The organism is Streptomyces olindensis (assembly GCF_040645895.1).
Lineage (GTDB): Bacteria > Actinomycetota > Actinomycetes > Streptomycetales > Streptomycetaceae > Streptomyces > Streptomyces olindensis.
Genome location: NZ_JBEYZD010000023.1, coordinates 77,503 through 101,347, shown reverse-complemented (window position 1 = coordinate 101,347; position 23,845 = coordinate 77,503). Strand labels below are relative to the sequence as shown.

Below are 23,845 nucleotides of genomic sequence, written 5' to 3'. Positions count from 1 at the left end.
GTGCCCGAATTTCCACCGCAACGCGATGACACTCCCACATTCCCGCTCCCGCACATCGAACATACTCCGCCGTCTCGTATATCCGACCATCCCGAATTTCACTCGCTGCGTCGCGCGCAGCGCCGGTTCGGCACTCGGGCGACGATCTTGTCCGTCGGCGGATTCCTGCTGTATGTGCTGCTGTCGAGTTTCGTCCCCGCGGTGATGAACCAGCCGCTGTTCGGCCACCTCACGATCGGTCTCGCCCTCGGCCTCGGGCAGTTCGCCGTCATGGGCGTGACCGCATGGTGCTACGTGCGGCACATGCGCACCCGGGTCGATCCGCTCGCCCGCGGCCTGCGGTCGCGGCTGCACGAGAACGAGAACCGCCGCGCCCGCTCCGCCGTCCCGCCCCAGGGGGCCGGGCAGCCCGGGCAGCCTCTCCGGCACGGCACGAGGGGGTTCCGCACGTGGTGACCGCCGCCGCCATCGACGACAGCAGCCTGCAGCTGACGTTCGTGCTGTTCCTGACCGTCGTCGTGATCACCCTGTTCACGGCCCTGCTGACGGCCCCTCAGCGCGACGAGATCAGCGAGTTCTACCTCGGCAACCGCGCGATGTCCCCGCTGCGCAACGGCCTCGCCATGTGCGGCGACTACCTGTCCGCCGCCACCCTGCTGGGCAGCACCGGGCTGGTCGCCCTGACCGGGTACGACGGGCTGATGTACCTCGGGGGCACCACCGTCGCCTGGATGATGGTGCTGCTGCTGATCGCCGAACCCCTGCACCGCACGGGGAAGTTCACGCTCGGCGACACGGTGGCGCTGCGCCTGCCCCGGCAGCAGCGGCCGGTGCGGGTCGCCCTGGCCGTGTGCATCCTGGCCATCGCGACGCTCTACCTGGTGGCCCAACTGGTGGGCAGCGTGGCCCTCCTGACGCAGTTCACCGGGGTGCCGAGCGGTACCACCCGCACCCTGTGCGTGGTCGTGATCGGCACCTTCGTGATCCTGTACGCGTCCCTCGGCGGGATGCCCGGAGCGACGGTCATCCAGATCATCAAGGCCGTGATGCTGATCGTGGGCGTGCTGTTCACCGCGGGCTGGGTGCTGCACCACTTCGACTGGAACCCCAACGCCCTCCTGGAGCGGGCGGCCGATCGCAGCGGTACCGGTGTGACCTTCCTCGAACCCGGGCTGCGCTACGGCGGCACCGTCAGCAACAAGCTGGACTTCCTCAGCCTCGAACTGGCCATCGTCCTCGGTCTCGCCGCCCTCCCGCACGTGCTGATGCGGCTGCTGGCCCCGCGCAGCAGCGGTGTGCTGCGCTCCTCGGTGCTGTGGGCCATCGGGCTGGTCGGCGCGGTCTGCTTCGGGGCCGGCATCCTCGGCCTCGGCGCCACCGCGCTGCTGGGCCGGGACACCATCGTGGACACGGACCGCACGGGCAACGCCTCCGTCCTGCTGCTCGCGCACGAGCTCGGCGGCAGTGTCCTCACGGCGCTGCTGACCTGCCTGGCGTATCTGACGCTGCTCGCGGTGGCGGTCGGCCTCACCCTGGCGGCGGCCTCGTCCCTGGCGCACGACCTGTACAGCGAGGTGATCCGCAAGGGCCGGGCCAGCGAGACGGAGGAGCTGACGGTCGCTCGGCTGTCCGGGGCGGTCATCGGCATCCTCGGGATCCTGCTCGCCCTCGTCGCCTGGGGCGCGAACACCGCGACGCTCGCCTTCCTCGCCTTCGCCATCGCGGCGTCCGCGATCCTGCCGACGATCATCTACACCCTCTTCTGGCGGCGCTTCTCGGCGAAAGGCGCCCTGCTCAGCCTCTACGGCGGCCTGCTCTGCTCCGTCCTGCTGGCCGTGTTCTCCCCCGTCGTCTCCTCCGCCCCCGCCTCGTTCTACCCCGAGGCCGACTTCGCCTGGTTCCCGCTGCAGAACCCGGGCATCGTCTCCATCCCCGTCGGCTTCTTCCTGGGCTGGCTCGGCACTGTGCTGGACAAGGGGCCGGGCGAAGAGGCGGGCACGCACGAGGAGTTCGAGGTGCGGATGCTCGTGGGCGCCGACGACTGAGGCACTCCTGCGGAACGGCCGGTCAGGCACCGTGGACGCCGATTGTTAATGGGATCCATTTTCATGTAGCGTCCTCGGTGCCCGTCCGTGGTTGTGCACCGAGGAGGAATCCCATGGCCGTCCCGAAGCGGAAGATGTCCCGCAGCAACACCCGTCACCGCCGCGCCCAGTGGAAGGCCGCCACGCCGGCCCTGGTGCCGGTCACGATCGACGGCGTCCGCCACCTCGTCCCGCAGAACCTGGTCAAGGCCTACGAACGCGGCCTGCTGCGCCCCGAGGGATAGGCGACACCGCAGCCGGGAATGCCGCTGCGCCTCAGGTGTTGAACCCCGTGTGAGCTCCCTGATCGCCTCGACCCGCTTCTCCGTCCTCGACCGCTCCCGCACTCGCGAGGGCCACACGCACCCCGAGGCGCTGCGCGACACCGTGTCGCTCGCGCAGGAGCTGGAGGGGCTCGGCTACCACCGGCTGTGGGTCTCGGAGCACCACGGGGTGCCCGGGGTCGCCGGTTCCGCGCCGACCGTGCTCGCGGCCGCCGTCGCCGCCGCGACCCGGACGATCCGGGTCGGCACCGGCGGCGTGATGCTGCCCAATCACCGGCCGCTGGTCGTGGCGGAGCAGTTCGGGGTGCTGGAGTCGCTGTTCCCCGGCCGCATCGACATGGGCCTCGGCCGCTCCGTCGGCTTCACGGACGGCGTGCGCAGGGCCCTGGGCCGCGACAAGGGCGACGCCGAGGACTTCGAGGCCCAGCTGCGGGAGCTGCTCGGCTGGTTCCGCGGCACCTCCCCCACCGGCGTGCACGCCCGGCCCGCCGAGGGCCTGAGCGTGCCGCCGTTCGTCCTGGCCATGGGCGAGGGCGCCGGCATCGCGGCCCGCGCCGGCCTGCCCATGGTCATCGGCGACCTCAGGAACCGGGAGAAGATGCGCCGCGGCATCGACCACTACCGCGAGCACTTCCGGCCCTCCTCCTGGGCGCCCGAACCGTACGTCGTCATCTCCGGCACGGTCGCCGTGGCGGCCACCCCCGAAGAGGCCCGGCGCCTGCTGGTCCCCGAGGCCTGGTCCATGGCGTACTCCCGCACGCACGGCACCTTCCCGCCCCTGCCGCCCGCCGAGCGCGTCGAGGCGCTCACCCTGACCCCGAAGGAGCGCGGCTTCTACGAGTCCGGGCTCACCGGGCACATCGCCGGCACCGAGGAGCAGGTCGCGGACGAGCTGGAGACGGTGCTGAAGGAGACGGGGGCGCAGGAGGTCCTGGTCACCACCAGCACCCACGACCGCGAGGCGCTGATCGACTCCCACCGGCGGCTGGCGGCGATCACCTCCGGTTAGAGTCGTTTCCCATGCACGACCCCCACAGCCCCCACGACCCGTACGTCCGCGTCAGAGGAGCCCGCGAGCACAACCTGCGGGGCGTGGACGTCGACATCCCCCGGGACGTGCTGGCCGTGTTCACCGGCGTCTCCGGCTCGGGGAAGTCGTCGCTGGCGTTCGGCACGATCTACGCGGAGGCGCAACGCCGCTACTTCGAGTCGGTCGCGCCGTACGCGCGCCGCCTGATCCACCAGGTCGGCGCGCCGAAGGTCGGGGAGATCACCGGTCTGCCGCCCGCCGTCTCGCTCCAGCAGCGCCGCGCGGCGCCCACCTCGCGCTCCTCCGTCGGCACCGTCACCAACCTCTCCAACTCCCTGCGCATGCTGTTCTCCCGGGCCGGCACCTACCCGCCCGGCGCCCAGCGGCTCGACTCCGACGCCTTCTCGCCCAACACGGCGGCCGGTGCCTGCCCGCAGTGCCACGGACTCGGGCAGGTGCACCGCACGACCGAGGAGTCACTGGTCCCCGACCCGTCGCTGTCGATCCGCGAGGGCGCGATCGCCGCCTGGCCGGGCGCCTGGCAGGGCAAGAACCTGCGGGACGTCCTCGACGCGCTCGGCTACGACGTGGACCGGCCGTGGCGGGAGCTGCCCGCCGCACAGCGCGAGTGGATCCTGTTCACGGACGAGCAGCCGGTGGTCACCGTGCATCCGGTCCGGGACGCCGACCGCATCCAACGGCCGTACCAGGGCACGTACATGAGCGCCCGCCGGTACGTGATGAAGACCTTCTCGGACTCCAAGAGCGCGACCCTGCGGGCGAAGGCCGAGCGGTTCCTCACCAGCGCGCCCTGCCCGGCGTGCGGCGGCAGCCGGCTGCGTCCCGAGGCGCTCGCGGTGACGTTCGGCGGGCGGACCATCGCCGAGCTGGCCGCGCTGCCGCTGGCGGAGCTGGCCGCGTCCCTCGACGCGAGGTCGCAGACCGCCCGGGTCCTGACCGACGACCTCACCTCCCGGATCGCCCCCGTCATGGAACTGGGCCTCGGCTACCTCAGCCTCGACCGGCCACCCCCACCCTCTCCGCGGGCGAACTGCAGCGCCTGCGCCTCGCCACCCAGCTGCGCTCCGGCCTGTTCGGGGTCGTCTACGTCCTCGACGAGCCGTCGGCCGGACTCCACCCGGCGGACACCGAGGCGCTGCTCACGGTGCTGGAGCGGCTGAAGACGGCAGGGAACTCGGTGTTCGTGGTGGAACACCACCTGGACGTCGTCCGCGGCGCCGACTGGCTGGTGGACGTCGGCCCGCGGGCGGGCGAGCACGGCGGGCGGGTGCTGCACAGCGGCCCGGTGGACGGCCTGGCCGCCGTCGAGGAGTCCGCCACGGCCCGCTACCTGTTCGACCGCTCCCCCGCCCCCGCCCGGGAGCTCCGCGAGCCGAGCGGATGGCTGAGGACGGGCCCGGTCACCCGGCACAACCTGCGGGGCGTGACCGCCGCGTTCCCGCTCGGCGCGTTCACCGCGGTCACCGGCGTCTCCGGCTCCGGCAAGTCCACGCTGATCGGTGAGATCACCCAGGACACGGCGGGGGTGGGCCGGCTGGTCTCCGTCGACCAGAGGCCCATCGGCCGCACGCCGCGCTCGAACCTCGCCACCTACACCGGCCTGTTCGACGTCGTGCGCAAGGTGTTCGCGGCGACCGACGGGGCTCGCGCCCGGGGCTTCGGCGTCGGCCGGTTCTCCTTCAACGTGGCCGGAGGGCGGTGCGAGACCTGCCAGGGCGAGGGGTTCGTCAGCGTGGAGCTGCTGTTCCTGCCCAGCACGTACGCGCCCTGCCCGGACTGCGGCGGAGCCCGGTACAACCCCGGCACGCTGGAGGTGACGTACCGGGGGCGGAACATCGCGCAGGTGCTGGACCTGACGGTGGAGAGCGCGGCGGAGTTCTTCGCCGACACCCCGGCCGTCGCCCGCAGCCTCGCCACCCTGCTCGACGTGGGCCTGGGCTATCTGCGCCTCGGCCAGCCGGCGACGGAACTGTCCGGCGGCGAGGCGCAGCGCATCAAGCTGGCGAGCGAGCTCCAGCGCGGCCGGCGCGGCCACACGCTCTACCTCCTCGACGAGCCGACGACCGGCCTCCATCCGGCCGACGTCGACGTCCTGATGCGCCAGTTGCACGGCCTCGTCGACGCCGGGCACACCGTCATCGTCGTCGAGCACGACATGGCCGTCGTCGCGGGCGCCGACTGGGTGATCGACCTCGGCCCCGGCGGCGGCGACGCGGGCGGCCGGATCGTGGCGGCGGGCCGCCCGGCGGAGGTGGCGCGCTCTGCGGAGAGCCGGACGGCGCCCTATCTCGCGCGCACGCTGTCCGGGACCCGCTGAGCCCGCCCTACGCCACGAGCACCCTGTGCGTCCAGGCCGGCGCGGCCGTCTCCGGCGCCTGCGCGGCGCGGGCCAGGGAGCGGCGGTCGGGGTGGCCGCCCGGTGGGATCGCGTCCCGTACCTCGACCTCCGCGACGAGGCCGCTGGCCGTCGCCACCCGCCACAGGGAGGCGAGCAGCGTGTCGTCGCCGACGTACGCGGGGGCCGTGGTGGGCCCTCCGCCGGCGAGCCGGTAGCCGATGCGCACCGGCTGGACCGGCACGCCGGCGTCCAGGGCGGCCTGGAAGACGGCGCGGCGGAAGGTGCCCTGGGCGCGGCCGCACCAGGTGCTGCCCTCGGGGAAGGCGGCGACCGCGGCGCCCTCGCGCAGGGCCCCGGCGATCCGGGCGACGGTGTCCGGCAGGGCCCGCAGCCGGTCCCGTTCGATGAACAGGGTCCCGCCGCGCGCGGCCAGCGGCCCGGCGACGGGCCACCGCCGTACCTCGGTCTTGGCCAGCATGCGGGCGGGACGCACGGCGGCGAGCAGCGGGACGTCCAGCCAGGAGATGTGGTTGGCGACCAGCAGGAGTCCTCCGGTGGGGGCGGCGGCGCCGGTGACGCGGACCCGGACGCCGGCCGCGCGCACGATCCACCGGCACCACCGCCGCACCAGGGACGCCGGTATCCGGGCGCCGAACGGCGACAGCGCGATCCCGGCAAGGAGCACCAGCACGACTCCCGTGAGCCGCAGCAGGGCACGCGGCACGGCCCAGGCGGGCACCGCGGCCGGCGCGTCGACACAGGCCCGGGGCGTGCAGGGCGCGGTGGGCAGCCAGGCGCTCATCAAGCCGGCACGAGGGAGAGGAAGTGCCGCAGGTAGCGCGGGTTGACCCGGCTCATCGGCAGCAGCACGTACAGGTCGGCGACGCCGAAGTCCGGGTCGTGGGCCGGTTCGCCGCACACCCAGGCGCCGAGGCGCAGGTAGCCGCGGAGCAGGGCGGGCAGTTCGACGCGGGCGGCGGGGGCGGGGCCCGGGACCCACGGCAGCAGGGGCCGGACGCGGTACTCCTCGGGCGAGAGGTGCTTGGCGCTCACCCGGTCCCAGGTGGCGGAGGCGAGGGTGCCGCCGTCGGCGAGGGGGACGGAGCAGCAGCCGGCGAGCCACTCATGGCCGCGGTCGGCCATGTAGCGGGCGATGCCGGCCCAGATGAGGCTGATGACCGCGCCGTCGCGGTGCTCGGGGTGCACGCAGGAGCGGCCGACCTCGACGAGTTCCGGCCGGATCCCGGCGAGGGAGCTCAGGTCGAACTCGCCCTCGGAGTACAGCCGCCCGGCGACCGCCGCGCGCTCCGGCGGCAGCAGCCGGTAGGTGCCGACGACCTGGCCGGTCGTCTCCTCGCGCACGAGCAGGTGGTCGCAGTACGCGTCGAACGGGTCGACGTCCAGGCCGGGCTGGGAGCCGGTCAGCAGGGCGCCCATCTCCCCGGCGAAGACGTCGTGCCGCAGTCGCTGGGCGGCACGCACGTCCTCCTCGTTCCGGGCGAGGGTGACGGTGTAGCGGGTGGGGGCCGTGGGCTGGGCGGGGCGGTCGACGGTCAGTACGCCGGTCATGGCTTCTCCTGGTCACGGGCCGGTGGCGACGAGCGGTGCCGCCGCCACCTGTTGTGCCCATGCCGCCTGACCACCGCGTGACGAGTGCCAGGAGGGCGGATGCCAGAATGCTGAATGCCAGAAGTGCAACGCGCCCCAAAGGGGCGCGGGGAACTGCGCGACCAGCCCCCCACGCACCCGCACCCGGTCGACTACCGCTTACCCACCCGCCGAGTAGCCCGCAACCACTCCTTGTTCATGCTGGTGATGGACATGAGCGGGATGCCCTTCGGGCACGCGGTGGCACACTCCCCCGTCAGCGTGCACCCCCCGAACCCCTCCTCGTCCATCTGCTCCACCATGTCCAGCACCCGCGTCTCCCGCTCGGGCGCCCCCTGCGGCAGCACGTTCAGGTGGTTGATCTTGGCGGACGTGAACAGCATCGCCGCCCCGTTCGGGCAGGCCGCCACACACGCCCCGCACCCGATGCACTCGGCGTGCTCGAACGCGAAGTCGGCGTCGGGCTTCGGCACCGGCGTGGCGTGGGCCTCCGGCGCCGCGCCCGTCGGCGCGGTGATGTAGCCGCCGGCCTGGATGATCCGGTCGAAGGCCGACCGGTCCACGACCAGGTCCTTGATCACCGGGAAGGCGGACGCCCGCCACGGCTCCACGTCGATCGTGTCGCCGTCCTTGAAGGACCGCATGTGCAGCTGACACGTGGTCGTCCGCTCCGGCCCGTGCGCGTCGCCGTTGATCACCAGCGAGCAGGCGCCGCAGATGCCCTCGCGGCAGTCGTGGTCGAAGGCGACCGGGTCCTCGCCCTTGAGGATGAGCTCCTCGTTGAGCGTGTCGAGCATCTCCAGGAAGGACATGTCCTCGGAGATCCCGTCCACCTCGTACGTGGACATCGTGCCGTCGGCGTCGGCGTTCTTCTGCCGCCAGACGCGCAGGGTGAGCTTCATGCGTAGCTCCGCTGGGTGGGGTGGACGTACTCGAAGACCAGGTCTTCCTTGTGCAGGACGGGAGCCTCGCCCGTGCCGGTGAACTCCCAGGCGGCCGCGTAGCCGAACTCGTCGTCCTTGCGGGCGGCCTCGCCGTCCGGCGTCTGCGACTCCTCGCGGAAGTGGCCGCCGCAGGACTCGGAGCGGTGCAGCGCGTCGAGGCACATCAGCTCGGCCAGCTCCAGGTAGTCGACGATGCGGTTGGCCTTCTCCAGCGACTGGTTGAACTCCTCGCCGGTGCCGGGCACCTTGATGCGCCGCCAGAACTCCTCGCGGATCTGCGGGATGCGCTCCAGCGCCTTGCGCAGCCCCGAGTCGGTGCGGGCCATGCCGCAGAACTCCCACATGAGTTCGCCGAGCTCGCGGTGGAAGGAGTCGGGGGTGCGGTCGCCGTCGACGGACAGCAGCAGGTTGAGCCGGTCCTGCGTCTCGGCCAGCACCTCCTGGACGACGGGGTGTCCGTCGGTCACCGCCTCGTGGTGCGGGTGACGCGCCAGGTAGTCGTTGATGGTGGCCGGGAGGACGAAGTAGCCGTCGGCGAGGCCCTGCATCAGCGCGGACGCGCCGAGCCGGTTGGCGCCGTGGTCGGAGAAGTTGGCCTCGCCGACGGCGAACAGGCCGGGGACGGTGGTCTGGAGGTCGTAGTCGACCCACAGGCCGCCCATCGTGTAGTGCACGGCCGGGTAGATCCGCATCGGCACCTCGTACGGATCCTCGTCGGTGATCCGCTGGTACATGTCGAAGAGGTTGCCGTACTTGGCCTCGACGGCCCCCCGGCCCATCCGCCGGATCGCGTCGGCGAAGTCCAGGTACACGCCCTGGCCGCCGGGGCCGACGCCCCGGCCCTCGTCGCAGACGTTCTTCGCGGCCCGGGAGGCGATGTCGCGCGGCACGAGGTTGCCGAAGGAGGGGTAGATGCGCTCCAGGTAGTAGTCGCGCTCGTCCTCGGGGATCTCGTTCGGGGGCCGGGTGTCGCCCTTCGCCTTCGGCACCCAGATCCGGCCGTCGTTGCGCAGCGACTCGCTCATCAGCGTCAGCTTGGACTGGTGGTCGCCGGTGCGCGGGATGCAGGTGGGGTGGATCTGCGTGAAGCAGGGGTTGGCGAAGTACGCGCCGCGCCGGTGCGCCCGCCAGATGGCGGTGGCGTTGGAGTTCATGGCGTTCGTCGACAGATAGAAGACGTTGCCGTAGCCGCCGGAGGCGAGCACGACGGCGTCCGCGAAGTACGTGTCGATCTTGCCCGTGACGAGGTCCCGGGCGACGATGCCGCGCGCCCGGCCGTCGACGACGATCAGGTCGAGCATCTCGGTCCGCGGGTGCATCTCGATGTTCCCGGCGGCGATCTGCCGGCTGAGGGCCTGGTAGGCGCCGAGGAGGAGCTGCTGTCCCGTCTGGCCGCGAGCGTAGAAGGTGCGCGACACCTGCACGCCGCCGAACGACCGGGTGTCGAGCAGGCCGCCGTACTCGCGGGCGAACGGCACGCCCTGGGCCACGCACTGGTCGATGATCTCGACGGAGATCTGCGCGAGGCGGTGCACGTTGGACTCGCGGGCGCGGAAGTCGCCGCCCTTGACGGTGTCGTAGAACAGCCGGTGGATCGAGTCGCCGTCGTTGCGGTAGTTCTTCGCCGCGTTGATGCCGCCCTGCGCGGCGATGGAGTGGGCGCGGCGCGGGGAGTCCTGGTAGCAGAACTGGACGACGTGGTAGCCCTGTTCGGCGAGCGTGGCACCGGCGGAGCCGCCGGCGAGGCCGGTGCCGACGACGATCACGGTGTGCTTGCGCCGGTTGGCGGGGTTGACCAGCTTGGCCTCGAAGCGGCGCTTGTCCCAGCGCTCGTGGACCGGCCCGGACGGTGCCTTGGTGTCGACGACCGGCTCACCGGTCGTGTAGTCCGCGAAAGAGGTCATGTCAGCTCACCACTCCGGTCATGACGCCCACGGGCACGGCGATGAAACCGGCCGTGAGCAGCAGCGCGAGGACGTTCGCAACGGTCTTCAGGGCGCGGTCGCGCCGTCGGCTGCCGACGCCGAGGGTCTGGGCGGCGCTCCAGAACCCGTGCCGGATGTGCAGGCCGAGGGCGAGCATCGCGACGATGTAGATGACGTTGCCGTACCAGGTGGAGAAGGTGTCCACGACGTTCTGGTACGGGTGGCCCGGCTGGAAGCCGGGGTGCACGGTGCCCGTCGTCAGGTCGAGGATGTGCCAGACGATGAACAGCCCGAGGATGATCCCGCCCCAGCGCATGGTGCGGGTGGCGTAGGAGGCCCGTGGCCTCTTGTGCACGTACTTGCTGGGCCGTGCCCTGATGTCGCGGCGGCTGAGCTGGAACGCCGACACGGCGTGGGCGACCACGGCGGCCACGAGCACCACGCGGACCAGCCAGAGCGTCCACTCGTAGTGCATGAACGGCTCGCCGACGGTGCGCAGCCAGTGGGCGTAGTGGTTGAACTCGCCCGCCCCGAAGAAGATCTTCAGGTTCCCGATCATGTGGACGACCAGGTACAGCAGCATGATCAGCCCGCTGACCGCCATCACGGTCTTCTTGCCGACGGTGGAGTCCCACACGGTGCGTGCCATGGACGGCCGTCGGTCCGTCCGCGTTGCCAGAGCCATGGCACAGCACGCTACGGACCGACGGCCGATCGGTCCAAGACATGGTCCGGCTTGATTCCATAGGCGACGGCTATCGTGTGAGCATGCAGTTCCAGCAGCTCCAGTACTTCGTGGCCGTCGCCGAGACCCGGCACTTCACCCGGGCCGCCGATCTGGTCCATGTCGCGCAGCCGTCGCTGTCGCAGCAGATCAAGGCGCTGGAGCGGGAGTTGGGTGCCGACCTGTTCCTGCGGGCGCGCGGCAACATCACGCTCACGGACGCCGGGGAGGCGCTGCTGCCCCTGGCCCGGCGCATCCTGGCCGACGCGGACACGGCCCGGCACGAGGTGCTGGAGCTGGTGCAGCTGCGGCGGGGACGGGTGCGGCTGGGGGCGACGCCGAGTCTGTGCACGGGTCTGCTGCCGGACGTGCTGCGCGCCTTCCACGACCGCTACCCCGGGGTCCGGCTGCTGATCGAGGAGGGCGGGTCCCACGACCTGGTGCGCGAACTGGCCCGGGGCGCGCTCGATCTGGCGCTGGTGGTGCTGCCGCTGCCGACGCCCTCCCCCGCCCTGACGACGGTGGAGCTGCTGCGCGAGGACCTGGTCGTCGTCTCCTCCCCGGACGCGCCGAGGCCCGGGCACGGACGGCGGACCGTGCGCGTCGCCGATCTGGAGGGCGAGCGTCTCGTGATGTTCCGGCACGGCTACGACCTGCGCGAACTCACCGTGGCGGCGTGCCGGGCGGAGGGGTTCGAGCCGGACTTCGCGGTGGAGGGCGGCGAGATGGACGCGGTGCTGGGCTTCGTACGGTCGGGACTGGGCGTCGCCGTGGTCCCGCGGATGGTGGCCGCGCGGTCGGGCCGCGGACTGCGGGTGACTCCCCTGGCGCGGCCCGGTCTGCACCGCACGATCGCCCTGGCCCACCGCAGCGATGTGGCACCGCCGCGGGCGGCGAGGGAGTTGCAGCGGATGCTGCTGGAGCGGTGAGCCACCGCCGGGCGCCTGCGGATATCGACTGCGGCCGGCAGCCGTCCGCGCCTACCCTCGACCCGTGGGTGATGAGCAGTACGTCCGCTACCGGGACGACACGAAGGTGCTGGCGGCCATCGGGGCCTGCGTCGACCGGCAGACCGGCCGGGTCGCGGTGCGGGTGCCGCGGGAACTGGCCGAGGCGGCGGTGGCCGCCTGGGAGCGCACGGAGGACGGCGCGCCCGGCGCGGAGACGCCGGAGCAGTACGCGCTGCGTGACGCCGCCGCCGAGCTGGCGCTGATCGGCCTCGCGCTCAGCGAACGCGGCCACTGGGAGGGCGCGGAGGTCACCGTGGACCTGGACGTCGCCTCCGCGGGGGCGGCGCTCCGCGCGGCGCGGTGACAGCGGCTCCCGCCCGTCACCCGGTCCTGGCCGCTCCCGCGCGGCGTGCGGCGGCGGCCGACCGGATCCGCTCCAGGGGGATGCCGGCCTGTTCGCACAGGGTGGCCAGGTCGAAGTAGATCGCCTCGCCCGCCATCAGGCCGTCCCGGAAGGGCACGACGTTGGCGAAGGGCACCTCGAAGGCGCCTCCGCCGGGCGGGACGCCCAGCCACTCCCCCCGGCTCGTGCCGCGCAGCGTCCCCCACACGGTGATGACGTCGTCGCCGTGGGCGATGCCCTCGTCCTCGGGGCTGAGGTCGGGGAACGCGGTGAAGTACTGCTGCCCGTAGGCGGCGCGGACCGCGTCCCCGCCCTCGCTGCGCAGTCCGAGCGCCTTGGTCTCGAGGAAGCAGTCCGGGACGAACGTGGCGAGGATGCCGTCGATGTCCCGGGCCGCCTCCGCCTCCCGGTGGGCCTCGAAGAGGCGGCGCATCTCGGTGGTGTCCATACCCGTGCTCCCTCGGCCGGGGCCCGGTCGGGTCCTCTTCCTCGATCGTAGGAAGCGGTCCCGGGGCCGACCACCGGGGCCGGCCACCGGGACCGCCGCCCGTCCGCTCAGCCCGTCGCGTCCACCAGCGCCAGCTCGTGCAGCCGCTCCGGCGGGCCGGGGCGGGCGTAGTACCAGCCCTGTGCCGTGTCGCACCCCAGTATCCGCAGCTGCTCGGCCTGTGCCCCGGTCTCCACGCCCTCCACGGTCACCGCGAGGTCCAGGCTGTGGGCCAGCGAGACGATCCCCTCGACGATCTTGAGGTCGACGGGGTCGGCCGGGAACTGCTGCATGCTCTGCGTGAAGGAGCGGTCCAGCTTCAGGATGCTCACCGGCAGGCGACGCAGGTTGGCGAGGTTGGAGTAACCCGTGCCGAAGTCGTCCAGGGCGATGTCGACGCCCATCTCCGCCAGTCGGCGCAGCGGCTTCAGCAGGTCGTCGTCCGCGCCGATCAGCGCCGACTCCGTGACCTCCAGGCACAGGGCGTCCGGCTCGATGCCCGTGCGTTCCAGGATGTCGACGGTGTCCTGGACCAGGCCCGGGTGCGTCAGCTGGCAGGGCGAGAGGTTGACGTTGATCCGCAGCGGACCCACCGCCTCCGCACCGCCCTGCAGTTCCCGCCACTCGCGGGCCTGGCGCACCGACTGCTCCAGGACCCAGCGGCCCAGCGGCACGATCAGCCCGGTGTGCTCGGCGAGCGGGATGAACCGGTCCGGGCCGAGCACGCCGTGCTGCGGGTGCAGCCAGCGCACCAGGGCCTCGGCTCCCCGGACACTGCCGTCGCCGAGGTGCACCAGCGGCTGGTACTCGATGAAGAACTCGCCCCGCTCCAGCGCCGTCGGCAGCGCGGTGGTGAGGCCGTGGCGGGTGATGGCGCGGGCGTCCGCCTCCGGGTCGGCCAGCTCGAAGCGGTTGCCGCCCGCCGACTTGGCCCGGTACATGGTGATGTCGGCGCTGCGCAGCACCTCGGCGGGGCTGCGCTCCCCGGCCGGGCCCTCGACGATGCCGATGCTGCCGCGCACGGTCAGCTCCCGGCCGTCGACGCTGATCGGCGCGAGCAGCGCGTTCATGATGCGGGCGGCGAGTTCGTCGACCTCACGCTGGGTGTCGGGGCCGGTGGTCAGGGCCACGAACTCGTCGCCGCCGAGCCGGGCCACCATCTCGCCGGGCGCGGTGGCGCAGGACTGGAGCCGGTCGGCGACCTCCACGAGCAGCCGGTCGCCGGCCGCGTGGCCGAGGCTGTCGTTGACGGTCTTGAAGCCGTCCAGGTCCAGGTAGCACAGCCCGAACCGCTGCCCCTCGCCCGCGCCCAGTGCCTTCTCCAGGCGCTCGAAGAAGAAGGTGCGGTTCGGCAGGCCGGTGAGGGCGTCGTGCGTGGCCTCGTAGCGCAGGCGCAGGTTGAGCAGCCGCCGCTCGGTGGTGTCCTCCATGAGGGCCAGCTGGTACTGCGGGTTGCCGTCGGCGTCACGGAGCAGGGAGACCGTCAGGTTGGTCCACAGGACCGTTCCGTCAGGGCGGTAGAACGCCTTCTCCAGGTGGTAGTGCTCCCGGTCGCCGCGCACGAGTTCGTCGTAGAGCCGCCACGTCTGGGGGGCGTCGTCGGGGTGGGTCCACTCCCTGACCTTGCGGCTGCGCATCGTCTGCTCGGAGACTCCGAACATGCGCAGCAGCGCCCCGTTGACCTGGAGGATGTTGCCGTCCAGGTCGGCCATGCCGATGCCTATGGCCGCACCCTCGAACACCGCGCGGAAACGGGCCTCGCTCGCGTGCAGGGCCTGGGCGACCACGCCCTGCGCCTGGAGCGCGGCCTGCGCGATGGCCTCCTGCTCGGCCAGGGTCCGCTCGCGCAGCGCCCGTGCGAAGCCGGCGGCCATCGCGTGCTGCAGGCGCGCGCACCGGGCCCGCAGGTCCTCCCGGTCGCCGTCGTTCCCGCAGTACAGGACGAGGTAGGCGTCCACGCAGTCCAGCGTGCGGCTGAGTGCCTCGGGGTCGGTGCAGTGCGCGTCCACGAGGGCGGCGCCGACGGCCTTGCCCTCGTCGGCGTCGAAGGTCCGGGCCAGCAGTGCCCGGCTCAACCGCCGGGCCAGCGGCAGCAGGTGCGCCTCGAACTCCGGGCGGGTCGACGACGTCGAGGTGACCGGGAAGACCGCCCGGCTCCAGATCGTCGCGAACCGGCGGAGTCTGTCCTCCGGCCCGTCCGGTTCCGCGGTCACGCCGTACGCCCCACGCCCGCGAAACCGGAGAACGCGTACGGATCCTCGTCCTCCGGTGCGGTGTCGGGCCGCCAGCGCGGCATCGCCACCAGTCCGGGTTCCACCATGTCGTACCCCTCGAAGAACCGCGCGATCTCCTCGCGCGAGCGCATGATCAGCGGGTTGCGGATGTCCTCGTACACGTCCACCGCGCCTCCAGCCCGCTCCGGTGGCAGCGGGATCCCCTCGTAGGAGGCGTGGGTGAGCACGAGCAGACTGCCGGGCGCGAGCGCCTCGCGCAGTTCGGTCACCGCCCCGTACGGGTCGTCCTCGTCTTCCACGAAGTGCAGTATGGCAACGAGGAGCAGCGCCACTGGCTGATTCAGGTCGATCAGCCGCTCCACCTCGGGGCTGCGCAGGATCTCCTGGGGCTTGCGCAGGTCCGCGGCGACGATGGCCGCGTCCTCGTTGCCCTCCAGCACCGCCTGGCTGTGCGCCACGGCCACCGGGTCGTGGTCGACGTAGACCACGCGCGCGCCGGGGCGGGCGGCCTGGGCGACCTCGTGGACGTTGCCGAAGGTGGGGATGCCGGAGCCGATGTCCAGGAACTGGGTGATGCCCTGGTCGGCCGCGTAGCGCACGGCGCGGCGCATGAACGCCCGGTTCGCCTGCATGATCTTGGGGAGTCCCGGCATGAACTCCATGGCCCTGCGGGCCGCTTCCCGGTCGACCTCGAAGTTGTGCGATCCGCCCAGGTAGTAGTCGTACATCCGGGAAACGCTGGGCACCGAGATGTCGATGCTCCGTGGGGCCCAGGCGGGACGCTCCATCTATCTCTCCAAGGCGTAGGCGATCCGGTGTTCGAGCAGAGGCTACTGATCGCCCGCCAATGGAGCGACCCGAAACGGAAATTGACCGTCCGTTCCCGGTCACTGCCTGCGGCACGTGCCGAATTGATACCCGTCCGCATGCCCTTCGAACATATGACGAACAGTGCCCGAGGCATTCCGGAGAGTTCCGGTCCGGAAGGGGAAGAGTGTCAAGAATTCGATGAGTTCAGGTGAAGCACGGCAAAACGGTCCGCCCCCTCCGTGGGGGCACGGAGGGGGCGGACCGGGTCGACGCCGCCGGGTGACGAGATGAACCCTGGGGAGGTCGCTCTGTTATTCCGACGCGCCGACCAGCTTGCCGTCGGGCCGCACGGCGTACCAGGTGCCGCCGACGCCCTGGCCGTTGGTGTCACCGGGAGCCTTGTCACCGGCGAAGGTGTAGATCGGCGAGCAGTTGATCGTCTGCTGCTTGCCCTTGCCGTCGGTCCGGTCGAAGATCATGTAGCCCTTCTCCTGGATGCCCTTGGTGTCGGCGAAGTCGACGGGCTCCACGATCGGCCACTTCTCCAGGCAGGCTCCGGTGCAGTTGGAGACGGGCTTGGGCCACGCCTTGTCCTTCTTGAACCGGTAGACCGTCATGCCGTTCTTGTCGACGACGATCTCGCCGAGCTTGGGGTCGTTGCGGGTGGACAGCCCGAGTTCCTCGGCCTCGGCGGCACCGCCCGCGTCGCCCGCACCCTCCTGCACCTTCTTGCCGTCGGGGGCGAGCGCGTACCACTTGCCGCCGACGCCTTGGCCCTTGACGTCACCGGCGTTGACGTCCTTGGCGTAGCGGTAGGCCGGCCAGCCGCCCACGGTGAGCTGCTTGGTGCCGTCGGACCGGGTGACCGAGCCGAGCAGCGCCTTGTCGATGCCCTCGCCGGCCTCGGCGTCGTCCGCGGGGACGGGCGGCCAGGTCTTGGCGCAGTCGCCGTCGCAGTTCGACTTGGGCGGCTGCTCGGTGTCCTGGTCGAACCGGTACAGGGTGAGGCCGAGGCTGTCGGTGACCACCTTGCCGATCTCGGCGGTGGAGACGGACAGCTTGCCCGCGGGGTTGGACAGGCCGGTGGGGCTCGGCGCGGCCGGCTGGCTGCTGGCGGTGCCGCCCACGCCGCCGCTGGCGCCCGAGCCGATGCTTCCGTAGTCGCCGGGCGCGGCCGTGGCGCCCACGTTCTGGCTGGCCGCCGGTGGGCTGTCCTGACCGCACGCCGTCGTCAGCGCCAGGACCGCCGCGGCGCTCGCCACGAGTGAGGCGCTCCGCCAGGAGGTCTTCATCGTCAACTCCCCATATTCCCAAGGGTGTTGCAGCGCCCTGCTGCGCCGCCGCACGGTCATGAGTACGCATGGGGGCGGCGTGTGTGTTCAACGTCCGGCCAAATTTCTTTCCGGAACCTGCGACAGGCGCCGCACGCCCGTGCGGACCGACAGCCCCACGCGTGACCGCGGATCAAACCGACTCCCCCCGAATATCCCTCTTTCGAGGCAATCCCCTTGCGCTGCGGCCCGCCCGGGCGGCACAGGGCTCATGATCTTCGTCGTGTATGGACCCCTTTCGACCCAACCCGCCCTCGCCGCACGGGCCTTGGCGGTGGCGACGCTGACCTGGGCGCTCGTCGGCGCACCGGCCTCGGTGGCGATGGCCGACTCCTGCGCGTACGCCTCGACGGGGCCGGACGGCATCAAGGCGGTGGCGGTCGCCGGGAGCAAGACGTGGCCGACCAAGCCGCCGTGCCCGACACCCACACCGACCCCCACCCCGACGCCCACACCGAAGCCCCCTCCGCCGAAACCGACCCCCACCCCGAGCCCGACGCCGACGCCGAGCCCGGACCCGCCACCGCCCTCACCCAAGCCCCCGCCCCCGAAACCACCGCCCACCGCCGAACCGGAGCCACCGCCTCCGCCCGCTCCACGCCCAGCGGTGCCCGCACCCCGGCCGACCCCGAGGCCCACGCCTCCCCCGCCCCCTCCACCGGCACCGGCGCCGAAACCGTCGGCCAGTCCCACCCCGCGTCCGTCCGCGAAGCCCGTGCACTACCCGCGCTACCGGGCCGCGCCACGGCCGCGGCCGTCGAACAACACGCTGTCGCCGCTCACCTTCGTCCTGCTCGTCACGGTGCCCGCGGTGGTCGCCGTCGCCGCGCTGCGGGCGCGCTGATCCCTGGAAGCTCTGGAGGCATCTCTTGCCGGAATGGCTTGTTCTCACCCTCGCGATGCTGGCCGCCTGCGCCGTGGTGGTCGTCATCACCCTCGTACGGCACCGCAGGGCGCCCGAGGACGAGGACCCCAGCGAGACCCCTGACGTCATCGAGTACATGACGATGTGGATCGGCGTGGTGTACGCCATCGTCCTGGGCCTGGCGATCGCCGGTGTCTGGGAGGGGCGCAGCGCCGCCCAGGACCACGTCCAGGCCGAGGCGACCGCACTGCACGAGATCTCGGAGCGGGTCCGGGTCTACCCGGCCGAGGAGCGCGACCGCATCCGGGACGACATCCACGCCTACGTCAGCCACGTGGTCACCACCGAGTGGGACACCATGGCCGACACGGGCCAGGTCACCGAGCGCGGCGGCGAGCTCTTCGAGCGGGTCCGCGCGGACGTCACCGACTACGAACCGAAGACGGACTTCCAGGCCCAGGCCTACCAGCCGCTCCTCGACCAGGTGACCGCGGCGAGCCAGGCGCGGATCGCCCGGGCGGAGTCGACCGGGGAGACCATGCCGGGCGTGGTGTGGTTCGGGCTGATCGCCGGGGCCGTCGTCACCATCGGGATGATCTTCGCGCTGCAGATCCGCAGAACGACACGCGAACTGGTCCTCGCCGGGCTGTTCTCGGCGCTGATCGCCTTCCTGCTGTTCCTCATCTGGGACTTCGACTCGCCCTACAGCCGGGGCGTGACGGCGTCGGCGGACCCGTTCCTGAACCTCTTCCCGGGCGTCGACGACTGACGGCGCCCCCACCGCGGATCCGGGCCCGGGGGGCGTGCGGCACATCGTCGCCGTCCCCCGGCGCGGAACCGGCGGTCCCCCGCGCGGACCACAGCCGTCCCCCGTTTGCGCTACTCCGATCGCGCCACCCCGGACGCGTTCCTAGCGTTTCGGGCATCGAGGTGCATGTGTGACGTGAGCGGAACAGGTCCGCGGCTGCTCCTCGGGGACCCGGAGGATCCATCATGCGCGCGATATGCGTCGCTTCGGCCGTACTGCTGGGCGCCGGCGCCCTCACCTCCTGCGTGCCCGCCGCCGACGCGGCGATCCGGACCGACTTCGGCTTCGCCGTCGAGCCCTCCACCGTCGCGGCGGGCGGCCGGGTCACGCTGCGGGTGGAGCGCAACGAGGCGTGCCGGGGCGAGGCGGCCGTCTCCTCGGCGGTCTTCGACGTGGTCACCATCCCGCGGGGGAAGTCGTCGGCGTCGGCCGTGGTCGACTGGGACGCCAAGCCCGGTGCCGTCTACGACGTGGAGTTCGTCTGTGACGAGTCGAGCGGCACCGCGCGGCTGACCATCGCCGGCGGCCGGCCGACCCACCACCCCACGCCGCATCCGACGCACCACCACCGGCACCCGAAGGGTGTGCATGCCGGTGAGGGCGGCACTCTCGCCGGCTTCGACCTCGGGGAGATCGGCCTCGGCGCCGCGCTCATCGCCGGCTCGCTCGGCGCCGCCTACCACTTCTCGCGCCGCCGCACCGACGAGGACGCCGGCTGACTGACGCACCGCCCGCAGGTGTTCGCCCCGGGTTCCCCGTGTGAGGGAGACCCGGGGCGCACACCGTTCACGTGCGAGACGACCGCTCGTAAGAAGGCCGGGGAGCGTCAGATGCGCCGTTCGGCCCGGCGGCGCATCCAGAACACGCCACCGCCGAGGACCGCCGCGGCCACGAGTCCGCCGCCGATGGCCATGTCGGTCGGGGTCGCGCCGGTGGTGCTGCTGCCGCCGAGACCGCCGCGGACACCGCCGATGACGGTGAAGGCCTGCGGCTTGGTCAGACTCTTGCCGTTGCACGTGACCGTGATGTCGTACGGCCCCGGGCGGGCGTTGTTCCTGATGGTGGCGGTGCCCCTCGCCGTCTCCTTGGCGCCGGAGACGGGCGTGAGCTGCGCCGGCATCGTGAACGCGGTGGAGGTCGCCGTGCCACCGTGGCGGCAGCCGTCGACCGTGATGGTCAGCTGGCCGCCACGGGCGATGACGCTCGGCAGGGCGACGATGTTGCTGGGTGTGTCCCACGCGACGGCCGCGGGGGCGGAGAGGCCGAGGGCGGCGACCGCCGCACCGGCGACCGCCAGGGCACGAGTGTTAGGCATGTGAACCTCCGCGGAAGACGCCCCGGGTCCCGTCCCCGGTCGATCGGCGAGAAAGCGCCTCCCAGAAAGACAGTCAGTTGCCTTGTCCGCACCCGCATTTCGGGAATGGTCCGTCCTGGTGAGAGAGGGCCCCGCGGGAAAACCGCAGATTCGGACATCACCGCAGGTCACGCGAGGTCGGAAATTTCCTCACGGCGGCAACTCGGATGGCGCACCTCAGGGTCCCGGGCCGCCCCGCACGGCCCCGGGCCACCCGTTCGCGCCCGCCCCGTCGCCGCTTTCGCGCACGGCACTTAGCGTTCTGATATGCGCGAATGACACGGCGACGGCCGGGTCGAGAGGGGAAGGCGAATGTCTGCGTCCGAGCTGGCCGAGGCGGAGGAGGAGGCGCGGCGGAAGAAGCGCGCCCCCTGGGGCGTGATAGCGCTGGTTCTGCTGACCGGCCTCGCGCTCATCCGGAATGGTTCGGGGGAGTTCGACGAGGGCCCGCCGCAGCCGGCCACGGCCGCCGCGGCGGACAGCCGGGTGCCCTCCGCCACCTTCGCCGGGACCGTACGGCCCCTGCCCTACGCCCTTCCGGACCGGGTCCGGATCCCGGCGATCCAGGTCGACGCGCCGATCATCCCCGTGGGCCTGGACGCGGACGGCTGGGTGGGTGCGCCGCCGCCGGAGGACCCGAACCTGGCCGGCTGGTTCACCGGCGCCGTCACGCCCGGCGAGAAGGGCACGGCGGTCGTCGTCGGCCATGTCGACAACCAGCAGGGGCCCGCCGTGTTCTACGGGCTGGGGGCGCTGAAGAAGGGCAACCGCGTCGAGGTCGCCCGGCAGGACGGCAAGACCGCCGTGTTCGAGATCTACGGGGTCGAGGTGTTCGAGAAGGACAACTTCCCCGGCGACCGTGTCTACGCGTCCAAGGGAGCGGCCGAACTGCGGGTCATCACCTGCGGCGGCGGATTCTCCAAGCAGGACGGCTACGCGGGCAACGTCGTGGCCTTCGCCCGCCTGGTCGAGGTGCGCTGAGCGCCGCGCCTCGGGCGGTTCTCGCCCTGCCCCGGCCGGCAGGGCGAGAACCCGAGGGCCCCTCCTAGGCGTAGTGCCGCCGGGGCACGGTGACGCGGTAGCCGGAGTCCAGCAGTCCGGGAAGGTAGCGCCGCAGGGCCCGCACGCTCTGCGAGCGGTCGCCCCCGGCGTCGTGCGAGAGCACCACGACGCCGGGGGCGGCGCCGTTCTCGACCCGCTTCACGATCGACCGGGTGCCCGGAGTGGTCCAGTCGAGGGTGTCCACCGTCCAGGCGAGGGGTTCCATGCCGAGTTCGGCGCCGATCTGGAACGTGGCGCGGTTCCAGGCGCCGTAGGGCGCGCGGAACCACTCGGGGCGCTCCCCGCAGGCGTCCTCGACGACGTCGCTGGTGCGTTCCATCTCCCTGCGGATCTGCCGGCGGGTGAGGCGGGTGAGCAGGGGGTGGGACCAGGTGTGGTTGCCGACGACATGGCCCTCGTCGGCCATCCGGGCCAGCAGTTCCCTGCTGTCGGCGGCCTTCTCGCCGCACACGAAGAACATGGCACGGACGTCGTACTCGGCCAGGGTGTCCAGGATGTCCGGGGTGTAGCGGGGGTCGGGGCCGTCGTCGAAGGTCAGCACCATGGCGCGGCCGCGGCCGGAGACGCGCAGCAGCGGTTCGCGGCGTACCAGGGTCCGGCGGGGGGCGGCGCGGGGCGGGCCGTAGCCGGTCAGCGGCTGGAGGCGGTACGCGGAGGGGCGGCGGGCCTGGGCGCCCGCGGCCGGGCCGGAACGGGCGGGGGCGTCCCCGGTGACCGCCGTGAGCACCCCGGCCGTGGCGGCCGCTCCCACGGCGCCGGCGCCCGCGAGCAACGCCGCGCGTCGGGTGAGCAACTGATCCTTCTTCATGACTCATCAGTCGCCCGGCGGAGGGCCGACGCACCTGAGCAACACCGGTGCGGCGGCACGATTTCACCCGTTCGGCCCACGCAGGCGGGTCAGGGACGGCCGCACCGGGGCCGGGCGGGCCCTGCCCGGCCAGGCCCGCGAGGGGGTCGGCGGGCTCGGTCCCGTCCCCTCCGGCGAGGCCGAGCGCCGCCAGCGACGGCGGCCCTTCCCGTGGCGACGGGCCGCCGTCCGCGTGCCGGGTGCCCTTTTCCGGGCGACTTGACCACCATGAACTCCATGACGCCGTCGCGGTAGGCGGGTTGGCACCCTCCACGGGGTTCCCCGACCGTCTCGGGCTCCCGCCCTGCTGCCGGAGCCGTCGCCTCCGATAGCCTCGCGGCGTGACGGAACAGCACTCCCCGCAGTTCGAACGGGGCACGGACGGGCCGAAGGTGATCGTGGTCGGGGTGGACGGCTCCGACTCCTCCCTTCGGGCCGCGGCCTACGCCGGCGGGCTGGCCCGGCGGCAGCACGCGCTGCTCGCCGTGGTGTACGTGCAGCCCGTGCTGGCGGCCGGGGCGGCGCTCGGGGCGCCGGTCGGCGAGACGACCGACGAGATCGCCGAGGACCTGGTGGCGCAGATCCGGGACGCGGCGGAGCGGCTCAAGGGGATATTCGAGGTCCGCTGGGAGTTCCACACGTTCCGCGGCGACCCGTACAACGGCCTGGTGAAGGCGGCCGACGAACTCAAGGCGGACGCGGTGGTCGTGGGCGCCTCGGAACAGGCGGGCCACCGCATCGTCGGCTCGGTGGCGGTACGGCTGGTGAAGGCGGGGCGCTGGCCGGTGACGGTGGTGCCGTAGCGGACCTAGGCGGTTTCGTTTGGATCATCGGGCAGACCAGAGGAAGATGCCTGCGATGTGGAGTCCGGCCAGGTAGATGGTGGCGGTCTTCTCGTAGCGGGTGGCGATGCCGCGCCACTGCTTGAGGCGGTTGATGCACCGCTCGACGGTGTTGCGCTGTTTGTAGGTCTCGCGGTCGAAGGCCGGTGGTCTGCCGCCCCGACTGCTGCGACGCAGCCGGTGGCTGCGCTGGTCCGCCGGTACGGGGATCACCGCCCGGATGCCGCGCTTGCGCAGGTGTGCGCGGATAGCCCGGGAGGAGTACGCCTTATCGGCCAGGACCAGGTCCGGCCTGGTGCGGGGCCGTCCTCGCCGACGAGGAACGCGTAAGCGGGCCATGACGTCGGTGAAAGCAGGTGCGTCGCCGGCCTGGCCTGCGGTGAGAACGAACGCCAGGGGCCGGCAGTGGCCGTCGGCAGCGAGGTGGATCTTCGTGGTCAGTCCGCCGCGGGAGCGGCCGATGGCGTGGTCGCTGGGTTCGTCTGCAGGGGCCCCTTTTTGCGGGCTCCGGCCGCGTGCTGGTGGGCACGCACGATCGTGGAGTCCACCGAGACAGCCCAGTTGAGGTCCTCGTCCGCGTCGGCCTGGGCCATCAGCGCGGTGAACACCCGCTCCCAGGTGCCGTCGACGGCCCACATCCGCAGCCGGTTGTAGACGCCCCGCCAGTTGCCGTACTTCTCCGGCAGGTGGACCCACTGAGTTCCGGTCTGGAACTTGAAGGCGATCGCGTCGATCACTTCCCGGTGATCCCGCCACCGGCCACCCCGCTTCGGAGTGCGGTCCGGGAGTAACGGCTCGATTCGCGCCCACTGCGCGTCAGTCAACGGCACACCCGGGCCAACGACCGGCTGATCCAAACGAAACTGCCTAGGTCTCCGGTCGGTGTACAGGTGA

General features: G+C 72.2%; 22 protein-coding genes and 2 pseudogenes. 12 read left to right on the top strand and 12 right to left on the bottom strand.

The features are described from left to right. Positions 1-54 precede the first annotated feature (54 nt). From ABZ948_RS17475 to ABZ948_RS17455, 5 genes and pseudogenes are all read left to right on the top strand, one after another. Positions 55-456, top strand: a complete 402-nt coding sequence (locus ABZ948_RS17475) for a DUF485 domain-containing protein (protein WP_435857522.1) — start codon at positions 55-57, stop codon at positions 454-456. Then, a complete protein-coding gene (locus ABZ948_RS17470; protein WP_359760429.1) occupies positions 450-2,045 on the top strand; it encodes a sodium/solute symporter in 1,596 nt (531 codons plus the stop codon). The genes ABZ948_RS17475 and ABZ948_RS17470 overlap by 7 nt, the downstream gene beginning before the upstream one ends. 113 nt (positions 2,046-2,158) lie before the next feature. Next, a complete protein-coding gene (gene rpmF / locus ABZ948_RS17465) occupies positions 2,159-2,329 on the top strand; it encodes a 50S ribosomal protein L32 (protein ID WP_359760427.1) in 171 nt (56 codons plus the stop codon). Between the two features lie 49 nt (positions 2,330-2,378). After that, positions 2,379-3,377, top strand: a complete 999-nt coding sequence (locus tag ABZ948_RS17460; protein ID WP_359760425.1) for an LLM class flavin-dependent oxidoreductase — start codon at positions 2,379-2,381, stop codon at positions 3,375-3,377. A gap of 11 nt (positions 3,378-3,388) precedes the next feature. Continuing rightward, positions 3,389-5,736 (top strand): annotated as a pseudogene (locus tag ABZ948_RS17455) (ATP-binding cassette domain-containing protein). A 7-nt stretch (positions 5,737-5,743) separates the two neighbouring features. Here the strand turns inward: ABZ948_RS17455 and ABZ948_RS17450 are convergent. From ABZ948_RS17450 to ABZ948_RS17430, 5 genes are all read right to left on the bottom strand, one after another. Continuing rightward, positions 5,744-6,559, bottom strand: coding sequence for a lysophospholipid acyltransferase family protein (locus ABZ948_RS17450; protein ID WP_359760423.1), 816 nt, complete (start codon positions 6,557-6,559; stop codon positions 5,744-5,746). Further along, entirely contained in the window at positions 6,559-7,326 is a 768-nt protein-coding gene (locus tag ABZ948_RS17445) for a GNAT family N-acetyltransferase (RefSeq protein ID WP_359760421.1), read from the bottom strand. The genes ABZ948_RS17450 and ABZ948_RS17445 overlap by 1 nt, the downstream gene beginning before the upstream one ends. Positions 7,327-7,517: 191 nt before the next feature. After that, complete coding sequence (locus ABZ948_RS17440) at positions 7,518-8,267, bottom strand: succinate dehydrogenase/fumarate reductase iron-sulfur subunit (RefSeq protein WP_356526553.1); 750 nt, start codon at positions 8,265-8,267, stop codon at positions 7,518-7,520. Then, positions 8,264-10,213, bottom strand: coding sequence for a fumarate reductase/succinate dehydrogenase flavoprotein subunit (locus ABZ948_RS17435; RefSeq protein ID WP_359760419.1), 1,950 nt, complete (start codon positions 10,211-10,213; stop codon positions 8,264-8,266). The genes ABZ948_RS17440 and ABZ948_RS17435 overlap by 4 nt, the downstream gene beginning before the upstream one ends. 1 nt (position 10,214) lies before the next feature. Continuing rightward, positions 10,215-10,883 carry a succinate dehydrogenase gene (locus ABZ948_RS17430; protein ID WP_359760417.1) on the bottom strand — a complete coding sequence of 223 codons (669 nt, stop codon included), beginning with the start codon at positions 10,881-10,883 and terminating at the stop codon, positions 10,215-10,217. Between the two features lie 119 nt (positions 10,884-11,002). On the opposite strand from ABZ948_RS17430, the gene ABZ948_RS17425 reads away from it, so the two are divergent. Together ABZ948_RS17425 and ABZ948_RS17420 are read left to right on the top strand one after the other, a co-directional pair. After that, positions 11,003-11,887 (top strand): LysR family transcriptional regulator, encoded by an 885-nt coding sequence (locus ABZ948_RS17425; RefSeq protein ID WP_359760415.1) that lies wholly within the window; start codon positions 11,003-11,005, stop codon positions 11,885-11,887. 64 nt (positions 11,888-11,951) lie between these two features. Next, entirely contained in the window at positions 11,952-12,272 is a 321-nt protein-coding gene (locus ABZ948_RS17420) for a hypothetical protein (protein WP_359760413.1), read from the top strand. Between the two features lie 16 nt (positions 12,273-12,288). Here ABZ948_RS17420 and ABZ948_RS17415 read toward each other — a convergent pair whose 3' ends face one another. The 4 genes from ABZ948_RS17415 to ABZ948_RS17400 all read right to left on the bottom strand — a co-directional run bounded on the left by ABZ948_RS17415 (position 12,289) and on the right by ABZ948_RS17400 (position 17,134). Beyond that, positions 12,289-12,759 (bottom strand): ester cyclase, encoded by a 471-nt coding sequence (locus ABZ948_RS17415; RefSeq protein WP_359760411.1) that lies wholly within the window; start codon positions 12,757-12,759, stop codon positions 12,289-12,291. Between the two features lie 107 nt (positions 12,760-12,866). After that, positions 12,867-15,011: a putative bifunctional diguanylate cyclase/phosphodiesterase gene (locus tag ABZ948_RS17410; protein ID WP_359760409.1), complete on the bottom strand. Its 2,145-nt coding sequence runs from the start codon at positions 15,009-15,011 to the stop codon at positions 12,867-12,869. Further along, the gene (locus tag ABZ948_RS17405) at positions 15,008-15,820 is read right to left on the bottom strand and encodes an SAM-dependent methyltransferase (RefSeq protein ID WP_359760407.1); all 813 of its coding nucleotides are present in this window, start codon (positions 15,818-15,820) and stop codon (positions 15,008-15,010) included. The genes ABZ948_RS17410 and ABZ948_RS17405 overlap by 4 nt, the downstream gene beginning before the upstream one ends. A 333-nt stretch (positions 15,821-16,153) precedes the next feature. Then, positions 16,154-17,134: an SCO0930 family lipoprotein gene (locus tag ABZ948_RS17400; protein WP_359760406.1), complete on the bottom strand. Its 981-nt coding sequence runs from the start codon at positions 17,132-17,134 to the stop codon at positions 16,154-16,156. A 754-nt stretch (positions 17,135-17,888) separates the two neighbouring features. Here ABZ948_RS17400 and ABZ948_RS17395 point away from each other — a divergent pair. The 3 genes from ABZ948_RS17395 (at position 17,889) to ABZ948_RS17385 (ending at position 19,565) form a co-directional block, all read left to right on the top strand. Then, positions 17,889-18,017 carry a hypothetical protein gene (locus ABZ948_RS17395; protein WP_037764767.1) on the top strand — a complete coding sequence of 43 codons (129 nt, stop codon included), beginning with the start codon at positions 17,889-17,891 and terminating at the stop codon, positions 18,015-18,017. A 25-nt stretch (positions 18,018-18,042) separates the two neighbouring features. Then, entirely contained in the window at positions 18,043-18,807 is a 765-nt protein-coding gene (locus tag ABZ948_RS17390; protein ID WP_359760404.1) for a bestrophin-like domain, read from the top strand. A 224-nt stretch (positions 18,808-19,031) separates the two neighbouring features. After that, entirely contained in the window at positions 19,032-19,565 is a 534-nt protein-coding gene (locus ABZ948_RS17385) for a hypothetical protein (protein WP_359760402.1), read from the top strand. A gap of 107 nt (positions 19,566-19,672) precedes the next feature. Here the strand turns inward: ABZ948_RS17385 and ABZ948_RS17380 are convergent, their stop codons facing one another. Continuing rightward, on the bottom strand, positions 19,673-20,161 hold the full coding sequence (locus ABZ948_RS17380) for a hypothetical protein (protein WP_359760400.1): 489 nt from the start codon (positions 20,159-20,161) through the stop codon (positions 19,673-19,675). 351 nt (positions 20,162-20,512) lie between these two features. Between ABZ948_RS17380 and ABZ948_RS17375 the strand changes: the two genes are divergently transcribed. Beyond that, positions 20,513-21,181: a class F sortase gene (locus ABZ948_RS17375; RefSeq protein ID WP_359760398.1), complete on the top strand. Its 669-nt coding sequence runs from the start codon at positions 20,513-20,515 to the stop codon at positions 21,179-21,181. A gap of 64 nt (positions 21,182-21,245) precedes the next feature. Here the strand turns inward: ABZ948_RS17375 and ABZ948_RS17370 are convergent, their stop codons facing one another. Then, entirely contained in the window at positions 21,246-22,070 is an 825-nt protein-coding gene (locus ABZ948_RS17370; protein ID WP_359760396.1) for a polysaccharide deacetylase family protein, read from the bottom strand. Positions 22,071-22,450: 380 nt separating this feature from the next. Here ABZ948_RS17370 and ABZ948_RS17365 point away from each other — a divergent pair, with 380 nt between their 5' ends. Then, complete coding sequence (locus ABZ948_RS17365; RefSeq protein WP_359760394.1) at positions 22,451-22,912, top strand: universal stress protein; 462 nt, start codon at positions 22,451-22,453, stop codon at positions 22,910-22,912. Positions 22,913-22,936: 24 nt separating this feature from the next. Here the strand turns inward: ABZ948_RS17365 and ABZ948_RS17360 are convergent. Continuing rightward, a pseudogene (locus ABZ948_RS17360) lies at positions 22,937-23,781 on the bottom strand (IS5 family transposase). Positions 23,782-23,845 lie beyond the last annotated feature (64 nt).

Coding starts and splice junctions, on each gene's coding strand:
- rpmF (WP_359760427.1), top strand. CDS start 2,159: ATGGCCGTCCCGAAGCGGAAGATGTCCCGCAGCAACACCCGTCACCGC.
- ABZ948_RS17450 (WP_359760423.1), bottom strand. CDS start 6,559: ATGAGCGCCTGGCTGCCCACCGCGCCCTGCACGCCCCGGGCCTGTGTC.
- ABZ948_RS17445 (WP_359760421.1), bottom strand. CDS start 7,326: ATGACCGGCGTACTGACCGTCGACCGCCCCGCCCAGCCCACGGCCCCC.
- ABZ948_RS17440 (WP_356526553.1), bottom strand. CDS start 8,267: ATGAAGCTCACCCTGCGCGTCTGGCGGCAGAAGAACGCCGACGCCGAC.
- ABZ948_RS17435 (WP_359760419.1), bottom strand. CDS start 10,213: ATGACCTCTTTCGCGGACTACACGACCGGTGAGCCGGTCGTCGACACC.
- ABZ948_RS17430 (WP_359760417.1), bottom strand. CDS start 10,883: ATGGCACGCACCGTGTGGGACTCCACCGTCGGCAAGAAGACCGTGATG.
- ABZ948_RS17425 (WP_359760415.1), top strand. CDS start 11,003: ATGCAGTTCCAGCAGCTCCAGTACTTCGTGGCCGTCGCCGAGACCCGG.
- ABZ948_RS17415 (WP_359760411.1), bottom strand. CDS start 12,759: ATGGACACCACCGAGATGCGCCGCCTCTTCGAGGCCCACCGGGAGGCG.
- ABZ948_RS17405 (WP_359760407.1), bottom strand. CDS start 15,820: ATGGAGCGTCCCGCCTGGGCCCCACGGAGCATCGACATCTCGGTGCCC.
- ABZ948_RS17400 (WP_359760406.1), bottom strand. CDS start 17,134: ATGAAGACCTCCTGGCGGAGCGCCTCACTCGTGGCGAGCGCCGCGGCG.
- ABZ948_RS17385 (WP_359760402.1), top strand. CDS start 19,032: ATGCGCGCGATATGCGTCGCTTCGGCCGTACTGCTGGGCGCCGGCGCC.
- ABZ948_RS17380 (WP_359760400.1), bottom strand. CDS start 20,161: ATGCCTAACACTCGTGCCCTGGCGGTCGCCGGTGCGGCGGTCGCCGCC.
- ABZ948_RS17375 (WP_359760398.1), top strand. CDS start 20,513: ATGTCTGCGTCCGAGCTGGCCGAGGCGGAGGAGGAGGCGCGGCGGAAG.
- ABZ948_RS17370 (WP_359760396.1), bottom strand. CDS start 22,070: ATGAAGAAGGATCAGTTGCTCACCCGACGCGCGGCGTTGCTCGCGGGC.